Below are 17290 nucleotides of genomic sequence, written 5' to 3'. Positions count from 1 at the left end.
ACATACCCGGGTATACATTTTGACAATGCATTTTAATAAGCAGGTAATTAAGAATTATCAGGAGGATTCAGAATGAAAAAGAAACAACTGACAGCGCTTTTACTCTCTGCAGCAATGGCACTTTCCCTTTTATCCGGCTGCGGCGGCAATGCAGCCTCTTCCGGAAGCACCGCTTCCCAGGAAAGCGCCGGCGAAACAGAGAGCCAGGGAATTCGGGAATACACCGCATTCTTTGCCGTTCCCGGAACAGAGATCAATGACGACAACGAAATACAGGCTGCTATCGCTGATATCACAGGCGCCAGAGTCAAGGAAACCTGGCTGACAGGCCAGACCGCCCAGGAAGCCGTGGGAACGATGATCGCCGGCGGGGAATACCCGGATTTCATAGACGGCAGCGACGGACAGATTCAGCTGTATGAAGCCGGAGCTCTTGTGGCCCTGGATGATTATCTGGATAAATACCCTAACATCAAGGAGTTCTATTCCGATGCGGAATGGGATAAGGTACGTCAGGAAGACGGAAAAATCTACTGGATTCCCCAGTTCGGAAATATCTGGGAAAAAGACATGAGCGCCGTACACAGCGACGAGGCCTTCTGGATCCAGACCCGCGTGTTAAAATGGGCCGGTTATCCGGAAGTGAAAACAATGGATCAGTATTTTGACCTCATTGAAAGCTATAACGAAGCAAATCCTTCCATGGAAGACGGAACGGCAAACATCCCTTATACCATCCTCTGCGATGACTGGAGATACTTCTGTCTGGAAAACGCTCCCCAGTTTCTGGATGGGCATCCCAACGACGGCTCCGTTATTGTAGACACGGATACCCTGAAGATTGTGGACTATAACACAACGCCCACAGCAAAAAGGTATTTCCAGAAGCTGAATGAAGAATTCCAGAAGGGAATTGTGGATCCGGAATCCTTCACCCAGACCTATGATGAATATATCGCCAAGCTTTCCACGGGCCGTGTGCTCGGAATGATTGACCAGTGGTGGAACTTCGCTTATTCCGTAAATGATTCCTTAAAGCAGCAGGGACTGGATAAGCAGGGCTGCGATTATGTTCCTCTGCCTATCACCATCTCTGAAGATATCAAAAATATGTGGCATACCTCCGACGGCACCCTGAACGTATCAAATGGCCTCGGTATCACCACCAGCTGCAAAGACATTGACGGCGCTCTCCAGTTCATCAATGATCTTCTCAGCCCTGAAGTACTCACCCTGCGCAACTGGGGAATCGAAGGCGTAGACTACAATAAAGATGAGAACGGTGTCTTCTCCCGTACCGATGAAATGCGTACCAATGCTTCCGATCCCGCTTACAAGGCATCCCACCTTTGCACCTATTCCTATTTCCCGAACTACAGCGGCATGAGCAAGGACGGAATCAACGCCGCCACCCCTGCCGAACAGCCTCAGGAATTCCTGGACGGTTTACAGGCGGACGTACAGGAATGTCTGGAAGCCTACGGCTGTTCCACCTATGTGGAAATGATTGGAACCAATACACCTCCCGGTCCCTGGTATCCTATGTATTCCTACAGCAACACTATGACCACCTCCACCCCCGGCGGAACCGCCTGGACAAAAATGGGAGAAATCAAGCATGAATATCTGCCCAAGGTTGTTATGGCTTCCGATTTTGAAAGCGCCTGGGAAGAATACATGAAAGTTTATTCAGACTGCAAGCCGGAAGATTTCTTAAGTGAAATGCAGACCGAGCTGGACAGAAGAATCCAGCTGGCAAAAGATAACGGCGAATATTAAGCAGCTGCAGGCAGCAGTGGTTACGATATGTGATTACGGCTGCCTGCCCTATATAAAGGAGCAGTTATGGCAGGAAATGCAAGAAAGAAAAAAAAGAATAAGACGGAAATCACCTGGAAGGAACTGAGGAGACAGAAGGTCCTTATTTTCTGGGCCGCTGTTTTTGTAATATACGGCTTTATCTTCTGCTATCTTCCGTTAGGCGGCTGGCTGATGGCCTTTCAGAACTATAAACCCAAGGACGGTATCCTGCATTCAAAGTTTATCGGCCTTGCCAAATTCCAGCAGCTTTTTTCAGACGCCACCTTTTTACGGGTCATCCGCAATACACTGGCCATGGGCGTCATCAACCTGGTGCTCACCTTCGTCATGGCGATCGCCTTTGCCATATTACTCAACGAAGTGAAGTCCAAAACGGGAAAGAAAACGGTACAGACCATCTCCTATCTGCCGCATTTTCTTTCCTGGATCATTGTTACAGGGATTCTCCACGACGCCCTCTCCGGCACCGGTATTGTAAACGAACTACTGCTGAAATTCCACATTCTGGAACAGCCGCTGAATTTTTTTGCTTATCCCAAGTACTTCTGGTGGATTGTGGCATTTGCAAATGTATGGAAAGAGACAGGCTGGAACGCTATCATCTATCTTTCCGCCATCACCGCCATCGATCCTTCCCTGTATGAAGCCGCATCCATAGACGGCGCGGGACGCTGGGCCAAAATCCGGCACATTACCTTCCCCGGGATCAAGCCCACCATCATGATACTTCTTCTGATGAATGTGGGCAACGTGCTGAATGCGGGCTTCGAAGTACAGTATCTGTTAGGCAACGGCCTTGTGCAGAGCGTTTCCCAGACCATTGACATTTACGTATTGAAATGGGGGATCAGCCAGGGTGATTATGCTATCGGTACGGCCGCCGGTATCTTCAAGAGCGTGGTCAGCATCATCCTGATTGTAATCGCAAACCAAATGGCAAAACGCACCGGCGAAGAGCGTTTGTTCTAAGGAGGCAGAAAAATGAAAACAAAAAAAGAATCCGGACAAAAGGGAGTGGCTTACAACTCCTCCGTATCCGGCAAAATATTCACTGTTTTAAATACCCTTTTCATGATTGCCTTTGTTGTAATCACGCTCTATCCCGTCCTCAACACGCTGGCAATCTCTCTCAATGACGGCACCGACTCCCTCCGCGGAGGGATTTACCTGCTGCCGCGTAAATGGACCCTGCAGAATTATAAAACCGTCATACATAAAAACAATCTGATTAATGGCGCGGTTGTTTCCGTTGCCAGAACGATTATCGGGACTCTCACCGCTCTCGCCTCCAACGCCCTCCTGGCCTTTATCGTCAGCAGGAAGCGTTTTCTGTTCAAGAGCCAGCTCTCCCTGTTCTGGGTTGTCACCATGTATGTAAACGGCGGGCTGATTCCCGTTTTCCTTCTTTATAAGGGCCTGGGACTGACCAACAGCTTCTGGGTTTATATCGTCCCCGGCATGCTCAGCGCCTTTAATATGCTGGTCATCCGCACCTATATGACGGGAATCCCGGACAGCCTGGAGGAATCCGCCCAGCTGGACGGGGCGGGATATATGACCATATTCCTGAAAATCGTATCTCCCCTGTGCAAACCGGTATACGCAACAGTAGCCTTATTCGTTGCCGTGGGCCAGTGGAACTCCTGGTTTGACGCGATGCTGTATAATAGAATGAGTGATCAGTATACAACGCTCCAGTACGAGCTGATGAAGCTGCTCTCCTCCGTCACCAATCAGGGGGCAAGCGCGGAATCCATGAAAAACGCCACGGCTGCAAGCGCCGTAACGCCTACCTCCGTGCGTGCTGCGGCGACCATACTGACCATGCTGCCCATTGTATGCCTGTATCCTTTTCTGCAGAGATATTTTATAACAGGACTTACCATTGGCGGCGTAAAGGAATAACTCAACCGAATCGGAACTATTGTAAGGACACAGAAGAAAGGGGAAAGAAATGACAGGTGCATTTGAAACAGGGGTTTACCGGAATGTATTTATGGAATGCGGCATTCCGGAGGAAGAAATTGAAAAGAAGGTGTCCGACACCTTCCGGACTATGTTCTACGGAAAGGAGGAGGAACGGATTTATCATGAGGCAGGCCCGGACTGCGGCTTCCTCACCGATACCGGAAACAACGACGTGCGCACGGAAGGCATGTCCTACGGTATGATGATGTGCGTCCAGCTGGATAAAAAAGAAGAATTCGACCGCATCTGGAAATGGGCCAGGACGTATATGTACATGGGCGCCGAAACCCTGGCGGCCCATCCTGAAGCAAATATGGAAAACGAAGGCTATTTCGCATGGTCCTGTCAGCTGGACGGAACCAAAAATGCCTGGGGTCCTGCGCCGGACGGCGAAGAATTTTTTGCCATGGCACTCTTCTTCGCTTCCAACCGCTGGGGCGACGGAGAAGGGATTTTCAATTATTCAGCCCAGGCGCGGAAAATCCTGCATGACTGCATCCATAAGGGTGAGAAACCCGGTACCGGAAAGCCCATGTGGGATCCGGACAATCATCTGATAAAATTTATCACGGAATGCGATTTTTCCGATCCTTCCTACCATCTTCCGCATTTTTATGAGCTTTTCGCGCTTTGGGCTGATGAGGAAGACAGGGAATTCTGGAAAACAGCGGCTAAGGCCAGCAGGGAATATCTGAAAAAAGCCTGTCATCCCGAGACAGGCCTGTGCGCAGAATATGCGGAATATGACGGAACCCCCGTGTATTCCCAGCCCGGCGGCAATGACCGCCACGACTGGTATTACAGCGACGCCTACCGTACGATTGCCAACATAGGGCTGGATTACCTGTGGTTTGCGGCAGACCCCTGGGAAAAGGAAATCGCGGCGAAGCTGCAGCAATTCTATCAGGAAACAGCCAAAGACAACCAGGACGGGGTTTTCCTCATTGACGGGACTCCGGTGGAGCAAAAAGCCCTGCATCCGGTGGCTGTTATCGCCACAAACGCCCAGGCTTCCCTGGCTGCGGACGGACAATACGCCAGAGACTGTGTCCTGAAATTCTGGAATACGCCTCTGCGTACCGGGAACAGACGGTATTATGACAACTGCCTGTATCTTTTCGCCCTGCTGGCCCTGAGCGGGAGGTACCGGATCTGGATGCCCTAAATACCGGCACAGACTGCCTTAAACTGCAATTACGCTGTCAGGTTATGTAACCTGACAGCGTAATTTTATGCTTCCGGACATTCATTCAAAACTTGTAATTATCGTAGTTTCCGTATTCTCTCCAGATGTCCAGCATCATCTCATATCTCTCCAGAGCCATTCCGGTATACACACAATTGGAGGTGGCGAACACATATCCTTTTCCCGCTTCCATTCCCTGCCTCAGGGCACGCAGCACATCCTGCCGGCATTCCTCATCCGTGCCGGTCTGAAGCAGGCCGCAGTTCACATTTCCGATCAGGGCAATATTTTCTCCCGCAATTTTACGGACCTCCGTCAGATCCACTCCGCCCTGAGGATCCAGGGAATGGATGGCATCCGGCTTACAGTCAGCCATCTGTTTTACGATAGGCATGATATTTCCGTCGGTATGTTTAATCGTGTAATACCCCATCTTCCGGTACTCCGCAATCACTTCCTTCAGATAAGGAACAATCAGCTCGTCGAACTGTTCACTGTTGAAGAAGGGGTTCACATTAAAGCAATAATCGGAGCACAGGGCAAAACCATCCAGCAGATGGCCTCTTGCATCGAGTCCTGCGGCAAATTTCAGGCTGTTGTCCAGTCTTTTTTTGCTTTCCTCATTCAAGACCTCAGGTTCTTCATACATCTGTGCGGCAAAATCCATCATGGAATCACCATCGGGGATCGCCCAGGTAGGATCCCCGTGCATCATGATATAGTATTCGTCCCCGGTTTTTTCCCGGATCGTTTCAAGCAGCCACTGGGTGCTGTCCAAATCACCGGGATTCGGATGAATAAAGATGGCGCTGTGGTCAAAACGCTTTGCCGTATTTATATAGATATCGGCCATATCTTCTATATGCAGTTTTCTCTCCCTGCTGCTCATCTGGTTCCACTGCTCATAAAAGCGATGGGACGGGTGAACCTTGCCAAAGGCTTCCATCGTCAGAAAAAAGACCAGTTCAAAGGTCGGTACCTGACCTCCGATTTTTTCGCATTTCAGCGTCTTTATAAAACGCTCTCTGTGTGTCATAGTTTAATCCTCCCGGTATCATGGTGAGATGACAGAAAGCTGCTTTCCAAACCAGCGGTGACAGGCTGCTTTCTTATCTGTATTTATTCTCAACACTATAGCTTTTTTCGGATATAAAAACTGGTAATTTCTAAAGATTTTTTGTAATTTTATCTTCTCTGTTCTCCGATGTTTATCCCTGTCTGTTTCCGGGTGGGCAAACCCGTACCTTCACCCCTTCCGGCGCCTGATAATAAAGCCGGAGCTTCCCGTTTTCCTTCTTCCAATCCACCTTCACCATGCCCCACTTTGTCGCCACTTCTCCTTTTGCCCAGGTAAAGCACCCTTCCACAGGAGCGATTCCGATGGTTTCATATCCGGGTTTTTCCGGATGGACTCCCAGAACTACTGCAGGAAGCTCATAAAGGGCAAGCGCACCCCATGCATGACAGTCGCTGCGTTCATTCACCCCGTCCTCCACACAGGTAGTGAGATTCTTCTTCACCATATTACGCCACAGATCCCATTCCCTGTCCGTCTCTTCATACAGACCGGCCTTCTGCAGGGCGCGGAAAAGGTAATAAGCCATGGCTACGGAGCACTGTGCGTAATCCTCCTTTGCCTCCAGAGTCCTTTTCAGGTTTTCCCGTCCCTTTTCCACAGAAACCGTATCCGTAAGCAGGGCAAACACCTGGCAGTGCTGGCTGTATTCCCGGATTCCCGGGCCGTCCGTATACATGCCTGCTTCATCCCTGCAATATGTATTTACCGCCTTTCTCACCTCATCCGCCCGGCTGCGGTACTCCCGGGCCACCTGGCTACGTCCCAGGTAATCCAATACCTTGGCCGCATGGTCAAGCCCTATGATATAAAGCAGGCTTTCCATGGTGATCGGCCCCGAAAGGCCGGCACGGGGCATGCCCGAGGTTTCATCCCACTGTGCGGTCCAGTCGATGAAGGACCAGTAACGGTCCTTTCCGTTAATTCCTCCCATCCTGCCTGCCAGCCCTCTCTTATCCAAGTTCCTGCGGAAATATTCCAGAATACCGTCCACCGTCCCCATATGCTGACGCAGGAATTCCCTGTCTCCGAAATACATCATGTGATCATACAGCATTAAAATATAATAGATGGAGAAGCCGGGAATGACATTGGGGCCGTAACAGGGATAGGAGCAGTTCAAAAGCCCGTCATATCGCTGCGAACGGCGGAAATCATCCATGCATTTTCTCGCCAGCCGGTCATCCGCCGCCACCATATAGGTATATAAAATCTGGCTTCTGGAATCCATGGCATATTGGAGCTGCTCATAAAAAGGGCAGTCCTCATAGGTTTCATGCATGCATCGTTTCAAGGTGCGCAGGCTGATGTCCCAGACCGCTTCCAGAGAACTGTCAGATGTGGTTACCTGTGTCCTGGCTTCCAGAGGATAACCTGTTTCCAGATAATCAAAGCCTGTCAGACAGAGCGGTTCCTCGCCTGCTGTGATTTCCAGCCGGATAAACCGGAAGGTACGGAACCAGAACGGCTCATAGGTCTCCTCCTGACCGTCTTTCCCATACCCTGCCACATGGTAGGTATCTGTAAAACCATGAAGCTGCCCATTCTTCCAGTCGCAGCGGTCTCCCTTGCGGGGCAGCTTCATAGGTCCCCTTTCTTCCTCGATCTGCACATACCCTTCTGAGGTCAGGACCTTCACCGTACTTCCCGCCCCCATCTGCATACGCAGGGACAAAAAACCCGTATTCAGCTCTCCGGCATTGATTTCCACTTCCGTCCGGCTGTGCGGCGCAAGGATGACATGTCCGTCTCCGGAAAGCATACGTTCCCAATCCTCTTTCGCTGCCTCCGACTGCCTGACGCAGACAAGCCCTGTGAACCGGCGCATTTCCTTGCGCATATAAGGGATGGTACGCTCCAGCAGGTTCCCCGGACTGACCGCTTTGCTGACCGCGGGCTCCATATAAACGAACACATCCGGCCAGCCCCCGTCCTGATACCCCGGCTCCTTCCAGCCCGCATCTGCCGCAGAGCCGGAACGTTCCTCCAGTATCTGGAGCGGAGCAAAATAAGGAGATTCCGAGATAATCTGAAATCCCTCTTCCATGCTGCACTTCCATGAGGGATCGCCGGATATTCCCAGCATGTTTTCTTTTCCCTGCTGTTCTTTTACATACAGCCCAGGCATTTCCGTCCGGAAAATCCCGTGATTTCCTTTGCTGTGAAGCATGGGATACCTAAGTACCTGGGCCGCGATCACATTTTCCCCTGGCCTGAGAAACGGAGCAATTTCCACTTCATCATAAAACCAGACCTGCCGATCCCCCTTGCTCGGGCCGATCTCCGCCAGCCTCCCATTCACATAAAGCTTATACCGGGAATCCGCCGATATCCGTATCCTGCAGCTTTCCACAGGCCCGGACACAGTAAATTCCTTACGGAAGCGTGCAAGCCAGCATTCATTCTGATCCATTTTTTCCCACCCGGGAACCCACATCCAATTTGATAAAGGTATTTTAAATTCCATGTATTCTCCCTCTTTCGCTTTCCTTCCGTGTAGCCCCCATACGCCGCACCGGAAGCCCTTTCTGTTAATAACAGCCTACCCCTTCACTGCGCCGATGGCAATTCCTTTTACAAAATATTTCTGAAAAAAAGGATATGCAGATAAATCCTTCCGCATATCCTTGCCTTCTTATTTATAAAAGTTCATGCCCTTTTGAGCGCATACCGCTCATCCTTCTGCAGCATGAATTCCTCCATTTCCTCTTCCGGCATGGGCTTCGCATAAAAATAGCCCTGGATCTGATCCACGCCGAAATCCACCACCAGCCTTCTCTGTTCCTCCGTCTCCACACCTTCCGCCACTACCTTCATTCCCAGCTCCTTGAAGGTACGGGACAGGTTTTTCACCGCAAGGGCGGACTTCTCATTTTCCATGGATACCCATACCAGGCTTTTATCCAGCTTCACCGTTCCGAAGGGGATGTTTATCACCGTCGCAATATTGGAATATCCTGTCCCGAAATCATCCAGGCCCATCTTGATTCCATGCTCCAGCATCCGGAGGGTGAACTCCGTGACGGCCTGTGTGCTTTCCGCCAGCGTGCTCTCCGTAAATTCTATTTTTATGGCGGACATGGGCGTATGGTTTCTGCTGATTATTTCCAAAACACGCTGCTCCAGATCCGGCTGGGAAAACTGCATGGCGGAAAAGTTCACATGGATGGATTCTATGGGAATTTCTTTTTCCAGCAGCCGGTTGAGGAAGCGGCATACCTTATCCAGAACTACATAGGTGATATCCACAATAAGGCCCGTTTCTTCCGCTATGGGTATGAACTCATCCGGATAAATGGGGCCGATGGGAGAATGCGGGATCCGCATCAGGGATTCCGCATGGTCAAAACAGCCTTTTTCCACGCTGTAAATAGGCTGATAGTACATTTCAAAGCTCTGCTGCTCCAGCTGTTCCTTCAGGATCCGGACGATCTGTGTGCGCCGTTCCAGCTTTTTCATCATAGCCCTGTCACAGTAGCAGATCGATCCGCATTTGCCGGACTTCGCCTGGAAAACCGCATATTCGATGGCGCTGATCGTATCCTCCAGCGTCTCTTCCTCATTATGACGGATAGCTCCCATAACAACGGACAGCCGGAACCGGTAATTCCCGCTCTGCCAGGGCTGTTCCATCCGCTTTTGTATCGTTTCCACACATCTGCGTATTTTATCATCCTCAGCTTCGGGGAACAAAAGAGCGAATTCATCCCCGTTAAAGCGGTAAACATTTTCCGCAGGCCCTGCCTCACACAAGAAACGGCAGACCATTTTCAGGAACTCATCCCCCTTTTGCTGCCCGCAGGTATTATTCACCTGACGGAAATCCCGCAGGGATACCACCAGCAGCGTAAACCTCCGGCCAGGATCCTTCTTAATCATGATTTTGAGCATATTTAAAAGCTCCTGCCGGTTTGGCACATTTGTCAGGTAATCAACGGAAATCTGCTTGTTCTGCAGATGCAGATATATAATAAGAAGAGCGCAGGTTGCAGCCGAGCCTGACAGGATCACCTCCGGGTACATTTCCTGGATTATGATGACCGCTACGGCAAGAATCGGAAAGGCCGCCAGAATCCGGTAGATTTTTCTGTCTATTCTCTTGTAGTTCACAAGAGTGAGGGCGATCGACGCAAGGCAATAGGCATAAAAAATAAGATAGGTAACCGGGATAAGCGGCCCTCTCGTATAGCCGTCACTGCGGTTTATATCAAACAGAAGCCTGTTAAAGGGATTGGACAGGACAATAACGGCGTAAAACGCACCGGGAATTATCCCCACGGCCATTATCCTTTTTACCTGAGGGCTTTCCGTATAAATAACAGAAACCGTATATAAAAAATAGGCCATTCCCATCAGCGGCGTCAGCACAAAATACACCATGGTTACTATCCAGGTGAGCCAAATGGGCACCACCCGGTACTGCTGAATCATAATCGTTGACAGGATATTGGTAAAAATGGCACTGAAGGTAACCGTCAGGCACCACTGAAAAATCCGGTTTTTCAAAGTAGGAAGATGGCTTCCTTTCCGGGCATATACCCCTATAATCCCGATCATGACCAAAGAAATGGCTTCCGCCGCTATATTCCACTCCACGTTATTCCCCCTGCCAGTCCTTCCTTCTCCCTTTTGCAAAAATCACGCTGTTACATAATACGGTGCAAAAATTAATCTTTGACTGCTTTGTAACATTATACCTAATAATCCGGAAAACCACAATCAAAACCGCCGTTTCCTGAAATTTTCCGACAGCAGGAGGACGCAGCTTTATTTCCGGGGCATAAACTGACTGCCGCAAAAGCAGTTTGTTTCCGGCTTTTGCGGCAGTCCTTTAAGGTTCCCCGTTATTTACTTAATCTTTTCACTTAATCAGTGATACTGTCCTGCATCAAAGGCAGCCTGTTTCTCATCCAGGATTTCCTGATAGCCGGCATCCAGATAGGACTGGCTCATGCTCTCATACATGGATTCGAATTCTTCGTCGGTAGCCGCCTTGGTAACAAGCTGGACATAAGACTCTTTCCAAAGCTCAGCCAGGTCGGAGGAATATTCCGCCAGAGTATCAATCGGTACGGTAAAGCAGGTATCCGGTGTGAAATACTCTTCGTATTTATCGTTGTAAGCAAGGATATCCTCGATCAGGTATTCATAACCTACGGGAGCATTGGAGAATATGATGGATTTTCTCCATTCTTCTTCTGTCTCATACTGCTTGTTGGCATTTACCAGACACCAGTAGTCACCGTTATCATTATTGGACAGCTTTTCTTCCCCTGTATAGCCGGCGGGCGCTTTGATACCATCTTCGGTCACTTCATAATTCTTTCCTTCAAAACCATTCTGAAGGGTGTCAATAACATCGGGCTGGCTCATCCATTCCACATACATCCATGCTGCGATTCTCTCTTCATCCGTCGCATCCGCATTGATGCCGTAAATCATGCCGAAGGGCCAGTATTCACGTCCCTGGGGAGCTTCACCTGCAGGGGATTTTGCCGCAGGGTCAAGGATGGCGATTTCTGCATCCGGGTTCTGTGCAAGTAAAGGATCAATTACGTTTTCCTGTGTTCCTGCATTGATATAGCAGGGGTAGGTAGCAGCTTTGCCAGCCACGAAGTTGGATTTGGACTGGTTTCCGTCTGTATCCAGGTAGAAGTCAGGGTCAATTAAACCATTCTGGTATTCATAATTCAGGTTTCTCAGATATTCCTTGGTGGGTTCCCATGTAAAGGAAGCAACTGCGAGGTCTGAATTGAGAGCTCTGCCCTCTGCATCGTTGGGCCATCCTCTGAAATTGTAGTCAAAGTTAAAGGATTTGGCTAAAAGAGGCTCGGATCCGAAGCCATAACCGGCTTCCTTGAATTTCAGCAGCATATCGTTGTACTCATCAAGATTTGTGGGCATTTCAATTCCCAGTTCATCCATCCAGTCTTTTCTTATAAGAGTTCCGAAGTTGGAAGATACCAGCTCGGTCCTGTCTCCCATAACTACCATCAGCTTGTCGTCAATCACGCCGTAATCCTTAATGATATCACCCATGGTTCCCCAGAAGGTAGGCGCATAGTATGCGATTTCATCCGCATTCAGTTCCTGATAAGCGCCCTGGGCGTAATAAGCCAGAATATTGGGATAATCGTAATGGAAAATGAATGTGGGAGCGGAGCCTGCGGATAAAAGCTGTGTGAAGTCCTGTACCTCCGTAGAACGTCCGATGGAAACGAATTCCACATTTACATTGTATTTATCACCAAAATTTTCCTGGATCCATTTCGTCCAGTAGTTATCGGTAGGATTCCAGCCTTCCCAGCCTCTTTCATATACCGGAACCTGCAGAGTCACTGCCTCGGGAAAGCCGCCGGAGTAATCGGTAAAATCAGATGCCACCGCTTCCGGGGTGGTTTCTCCCGCCTCTTCTGTCTTCACCTCGGGCTGGGATTCTGTTGTCGCTGTGCTTGTTTCACTGGAACCGCATCCTGCGAGAGTTCCAAGCGCCATTGCTGAAACGAGTCCTGCAGCAAGGATTTTTTGTAACGCTTTTTTCATGGTTATTCCTCCTTAATTGATTTATAAGCGACCGCTTTTGCGGATACTTCCATAATGGTTTCTTAAGTTATCGGTAAACCTCAGCCTTTTACCGCCCCTATCATGGTCCCCTGTACAAAGTATTTCTGTACGAAAGGATACACACAGATGATCGGGATGGTTGCAAATACGATACATGCGGCTTTCAGGATTTCCGGATCCGTCACGGTTGACATCGCCGTATCATTTACGGAGCCCTGGATACTTTCTGTCGCTGCGACAATCAGGTAATACAGCTTAAGCTGCAGGGGTCTGAGGGACACATTCTGCTTTATATAGAACATGGCGTCGCTGTAGGTATTCCAGCGTCCCACCGCATAAAACAGGGTCAGGGTAGCCATAATCGGCTTGGAAAGAGGAAGGACAATCTTTCCCAGAATCGTATAATGATTCGCTCCGTCTATGACCGCGGATTCCACAAGGCTGTCAGGGATTCCCGATTCCAGTGCATTTTTCATGATGACAAGGTTATATGCGCTGAAGGCCAGCGGGAGTATCAGGGCCGGAAGGCTTTCCAGCATTCCCAGCTTGTTAATCAGTATATAATCAGGAATCATTCCTCCTGAAAAGTACATGGTGAAGATAAACAGCAGGTTAATCACTTTCCTGCCCCGCAGCTCCTTTCTGGATAAGGGATAGGCCGCGCATATGGTGATGACCATGCCGAGTGCGGTGAAAAGAACCGTCATCAGTACGGTGACACCGAAGGATACAATAAAGGAATTATCGTGGAAAATCTTTATGTAGGCCTCCGGGGTGAATCCTTTGGGCAGCAGGAAAACCTTTTTTGCAATGACAAAGCTTTCCGAGCTGAAGGATTTGGCAATTACATGAATATAGGGAAGCACACAGGTCAGGCTGACCAGCCCTACAAATATATATATCAGAATGTCTGCCACCAGATTTATTCCCCTGGATTTCGGCCTGCTTTTCTTAGCTGTTTTTACTTGTTCCGCCATTTTTCCATCCTCCTTATACCAGACCGGTTTCGCCGAGCCGTTTTGCAACAAAATCGGCTCCGAGCACCAGCGCCAGACCTATAATGGACTGGAACAGTCCCAGTGCGGTTGACTGGCTGAACTTCATATCCTGGATACCCCATTGGTACACGAGAACCGGTATCGTTGTGGTATACTCGGTTGCCGCATAATTCATCAGTGCCATAATACGTTCGAAGGAACCGCCCATAATCTTGCCCAGCTGCATAATCAGCAGGATGACGATGGTGCTTCTTATACAGGGAAGCGTCACGCTCCACATCTGCTGCCACCGGTTGGCGCCGTCCACACGGGCCGCTTCGTACAGCTCCGGGCTTACCGATGTGATGGAAGCCAGGTAAATAATTGTTCCCCAGCCCATGGACTGCCACGCTCCGATAACAATATAGGTTATCAGCCAGCTGGTATCCTCCTGCAGGAAGTTCACTGCATTTCCTCCCAGGTTCTGAATCAGCGCGTTCACAACACCCGTATTCACGGAAAACAGCTGATAGGCAAGACCTCCTATAATTACCCAGGAAAGAAAGTGAGGCAGGTACAATAATGTCTGTGTTACCTTTTTAAATTTGATATTCCGGATTTCATTCAGCAGCAGGGCCAGAATGATGGGCATCGGAAAGCTTACCAGCAGGTCAAGCACATTAAGAAGCAATGTGTTTCTTAAAGACTTCATAAAGTTCCTGTGATGGAATACTTTAGAGAAGATTTCCAATCCGGCCCAGTCCCCTCCGAAGAACCCGTCTTTGATTTTCCAGTTTTTAAAAGCGATCTGCAACCAGCTCATAGGTACATATTTGAACAGGAAGCAAAATGCAATCGGTATCAGTAATAAGGAATACAACTGCCAATCCCTTTTAAAACAGGAAGCAAAGCTCCTCTGCTTCTTTTTCGCCTGCTTTACTGCAAGCTTGCTATCAGCCGCCACAGCTGATTTTCTACCACTCATATATAATTTCCCCTTCCTTCCGTCATTGTGTTTCCGTTTTCTTGCTTCCCAGTATAGCTTTTAGCCGTTTTTTTGTAAATTATCATTTTTGATAGGCTGAATCATTTTTGAGTGTGCCCGAAAAGCCTTGAAAACAAGGCATTTCAGGATTGTATTTTTTTGTATACAATCCGTTTCCATGAGCTTTTATATGGAAACCGCATTTAATTCTGCCCATAAAAGTAGCAATTCCGAAGGTGAAAATCAAAAGTAAAGTGTCATTTTGTATATTGGAGCATAAAAAAACCTCTTATCCGCCATCGTTTTGACGAACAAGAGGTTTCTCAGCAAAATTTCCGTCTACTTTTTTTCAAGGTCACGCACGCTGTTGGGTGTTGTCCCTTCATATTTTTTGAAAAACCGGTTCAGGCTCTGTACATTATGATAGCCAACCATACCGGCAATTTCAGGTATTTTAAGGTCCGTTGTCAGAAGAAGCTTCTTGGCTTCATGAATACGAAGGCGGTTCACATAGTCCACCATGCTGATATCGCCGCCCTCTTTGACTACCCTGCGCATATAAGAATAACTGATTCCTATCTCTCCCGCCGCCTCTTCATAGTCAATATCCTCTTTGTAATGCTCATCCAGATACGCGATGATGCGGTCATAGAGCTTCACATCCTCTTTTTCTTCCGTCACCTCTCCCAGATAATCCTGTATCTGCCGGATAAACCCTTTCACAAACAGCTCGATTTCCTCTATCGTATCCTTTTCCGCTATCGTCGTATAGGCCTGCCTTCCATTTCCCATAAACTTGGATATCTGGATCTTTTCCTCCATCATCGCCTTGATTATCGCCCCTATCATCTGCTGATAGACCAGCACCACATTGTCATAGGAAATATCCTCTATGTCGGAAAGCTGTTTGCGTACCAGCTCCAGTTCCCCGTAAACCGCCTCCGTATTCTGCTGCTTCAGGTAATTGATGATTTTATTCTCGCTTGTATAGGGATAATAATACCGTTTGCTCTCGTTCATCCTGGGATTCCAGAAAATAACCTGGTTCTTGCCCGCTATAATCCTGTGCTTTACCGCTGCCGTCGCTTCCGCCATGCCTTCATTCAAATCATTGATATCCGCATGGACGGCGCTTATCCCGATTGTCAGTGTATAATCAAATATCTGCCTCACCTGCTGCTTGACAAGCTCTAATTTGTCCGTGATATATTCCGCTGTCTTTCTCTGATCATAGGTCTTTATATTCAAAACTACCGCACAGGTCGTCGAACGGAAGCGGATGGACTTCGCCTCATATCCTTCCTGGCTCAGGCAGTCGGTAAACAGCTCTTCTATCTGAAGGAAATAAAACATCCGCTCATCTGAATTATATTTACGGAGCATTTCGCTGCCGTCATCCACACTCGCCAGCAGTACCATAAAATGCTCATAAGGGAACATTTTCGTAAAGCTTTCCTTTTTCTCTCTGGATTCCAGTGTCCCGGTAAGCATTTCTCTCAAATGAAGCCGCTGGGCATCTGAATTTTTCTTCTCCAGGATGTCATGGATCTGGCTTTCCTCCGACTTCATTTTCTTAAATACTTCGTTCAGATAGTACACTTCATTTTTGGAGGAAGCTTTTTCCGTCATCCCCTCCGTCATGTTTTCTTTTACATTGTTGAACAGCATCCGGAAGGGTTTGAATATCCAGTAAGAAATAAGAAGGACCAGGACCATTTCCACCGCAATGGCAAACATGATGATCAGCATCGCCGTGGATGTGACCGACTTTACCTGGCGCATGATTTCATCCATGCTGTAGTTTACCACATAAGTCCAGTTGTTGAAGGAGGATCTCTTAAAGGCGCACAGATAACGGACTCCGTCCTTTTCATAATCGAAATAGCCGGTTCTTTGCTTGGAACCGAAGATATTATCAAGGATGAGCGGGTTTTCTTCCCCTCCCAGGAAAAAGGCATTATCCGGATGGCATATGATATTCCTGTCTTCATCCAGGATATAGCAGACCCCAGATGCCTGATTGGAGGGGTTGATGAATTCACTCAGCCTGGAATTATAGATATTGCAGACAATGTAACCGCCCTTTGCCGTTATCAGGGGGCTGATGGAATATACATAGGACAGGACCGGAATTTTGTTCCGCCCCTGGCTTTCTCCACCATCTTTTCCGTCCTGGTTATTGTATAGCTCCCGCGCTATCCACTCTCCCCTGATTCCGGTTTCACTGACGGCTTTGTCCTTCATCCAGTCCAGGGACGCATAATTTTCCAGCCTGCAGATGTTTTTGTCCGAGGAAATCACAAAATCGCTGCTCTTTCCCACGTAAAAACAGGACTGCACCATTTTTTCCGTACCGAAAACGCGGCTCAGATAAGACTGGGCATCCCAGGCTGTCCTGACCATTTCAAAATCAATATTCAGTTCCTGGTAGGAAGTGACCTGTCCCAGGTTTCTGTAGGCAGCGCTGTTGGCAAACTGGATTACATTCCTGGTATAGCTGCTTAATATCAGTTCCGTGGCATCGCTGACAGACTCCAGATTGTCCAGCTTGGATACCGCAATGTTTTCCTCCGCATATTTGGCCACATCCTGCATGGCGTAATAAGCTATCAGCGAGGTCGGAATGATCAGGACACAAAAAATCATCAGAAAAATCTGCCAGAAAAAAGAAAATCGCCTCATGAATACCCCCGTAAATCTTTTCTTTTTCTTAT

At 48.6% G+C, this 17290-nt stretch carries 11 protein-coding genes; 4 read left to right on the top strand and 7 right to left on the bottom strand.

The genetic code is table 11. The features are described 5' to 3' along the window. Nucleotides 1-72: 72 nt before the first annotated feature. The 4 genes from BLA28_RS25480 (at nt 73) to BLA28_RS25465 (ending at nt 4954) form a co-directional block, all read left to right on the top strand. On the top strand, nt 73-1779 hold the full coding sequence (locus BLA28_RS25480; RefSeq protein WP_069156994.1) for a type 2 periplasmic-binding domain-containing protein: 1707 nt from the start codon (nt 73-75) through the stop codon (nt 1777-1779). 66 nt (nt 1780-1845) lie between these two features. Further along, nucleotides 1846-2790 (top strand): ABC transporter permease, encoded by a 945-nt coding sequence (locus tag BLA28_RS25475; protein WP_009253557.1) that lies wholly within the window; start codon nt 1846-1848, stop codon nt 2788-2790. Nucleotides 2791-2802: 12 nt separating this feature from the next. Then, on the top strand, nt 2803-3726 hold the full coding sequence (locus tag BLA28_RS25470; protein WP_171902296.1) for a carbohydrate ABC transporter permease: 924 nt from the start codon (nt 2803-2805) through the stop codon (nt 3724-3726). A gap of 49 nt (nt 3727-3775) precedes the next feature. Beyond that, a complete protein-coding gene (locus tag BLA28_RS25465; RefSeq protein ID WP_071699640.1) occupies nt 3776-4954 on the top strand; it encodes a glycosyl hydrolase family 8 in 1179 nt (392 codons plus the stop codon). An 85-nt stretch (nt 4955-5039) separates the two neighbouring features. On the opposite strand, the gene BLA28_RS25460 is transcribed toward BLA28_RS25465, so the two are convergent. The 7 genes from BLA28_RS25460 to BLA28_RS25425 all read right to left on the bottom strand — a co-directional run bounded on the left by BLA28_RS25460 (nt 5040) and on the right by BLA28_RS25425 (nt 17258). Then, nucleotides 5040-6011, bottom strand: a complete 972-nt coding sequence (locus BLA28_RS25460; protein ID WP_044972180.1) for a uroporphyrinogen decarboxylase family protein — start codon at nt 6009-6011, stop codon at nt 5040-5042. Nucleotides 6012-6183: 172 nt separating this feature from the next. After that, nucleotides 6184-8463 carry an alpha-L-rhamnosidase-related protein gene (locus BLA28_RS25455; RefSeq protein ID WP_242880582.1) on the bottom strand — a complete coding sequence of 760 codons (2280 nt, stop codon included), beginning with the start codon at nt 8461-8463 and terminating at the stop codon, nt 6184-6186. A 236-nt stretch (nt 8464-8699) separates the two neighbouring features. Continuing rightward, the gene (locus BLA28_RS25450) at nt 8700-10646 is read right to left on the bottom strand and encodes a GGDEF and EAL domain-containing protein (RefSeq protein ID WP_069156991.1); all 1947 of its coding nucleotides are present in this window, start codon (nt 10644-10646) and stop codon (nt 8700-8702) included. Nucleotides 10647-10919: 273 nt separating this feature from the next. Next, on the bottom strand, nt 10920-12593 hold the full coding sequence (locus BLA28_RS25440; protein WP_069156989.1) for an extracellular solute-binding protein: 1674 nt from the start codon (nt 12591-12593) through the stop codon (nt 10920-10922). Between the two features lie 80 nt (nt 12594-12673). Further along, on the bottom strand, nt 12674-13591 hold the full coding sequence (locus BLA28_RS25435) for a carbohydrate ABC transporter permease (RefSeq protein ID WP_081329941.1): 918 nt from the start codon (nt 13589-13591) through the stop codon (nt 12674-12676). 13 nt (nt 13592-13604) lie between these two features. Beyond that, nucleotides 13605-14576, bottom strand: coding sequence for an ABC transporter permease (locus BLA28_RS25430; protein ID WP_009253567.1), 972 nt, complete (start codon nt 14574-14576; stop codon nt 13605-13607). A gap of 339 nt (nt 14577-14915) precedes the next feature. After that, entirely contained in the window at nt 14916-17258 is a 2343-nt protein-coding gene (locus tag BLA28_RS25425) for a helix-turn-helix domain-containing protein (RefSeq protein WP_044972185.1), read from the bottom strand. Between the last annotated feature and the right edge of the window lie 32 nt (nt 17259-17290).

The sequence above is a fragment of the Eisenbergiella tayi genome (assembly GCF_001881565.1).
Lineage (GTDB): Bacteria > Bacillota > Clostridia > Lachnospirales > Lachnospiraceae > Eisenbergiella > Eisenbergiella tayi.
Note: the sequence above shows the minus strand (reverse complement) of the source record. Positions and strands in the feature narration are given on the sequence as shown.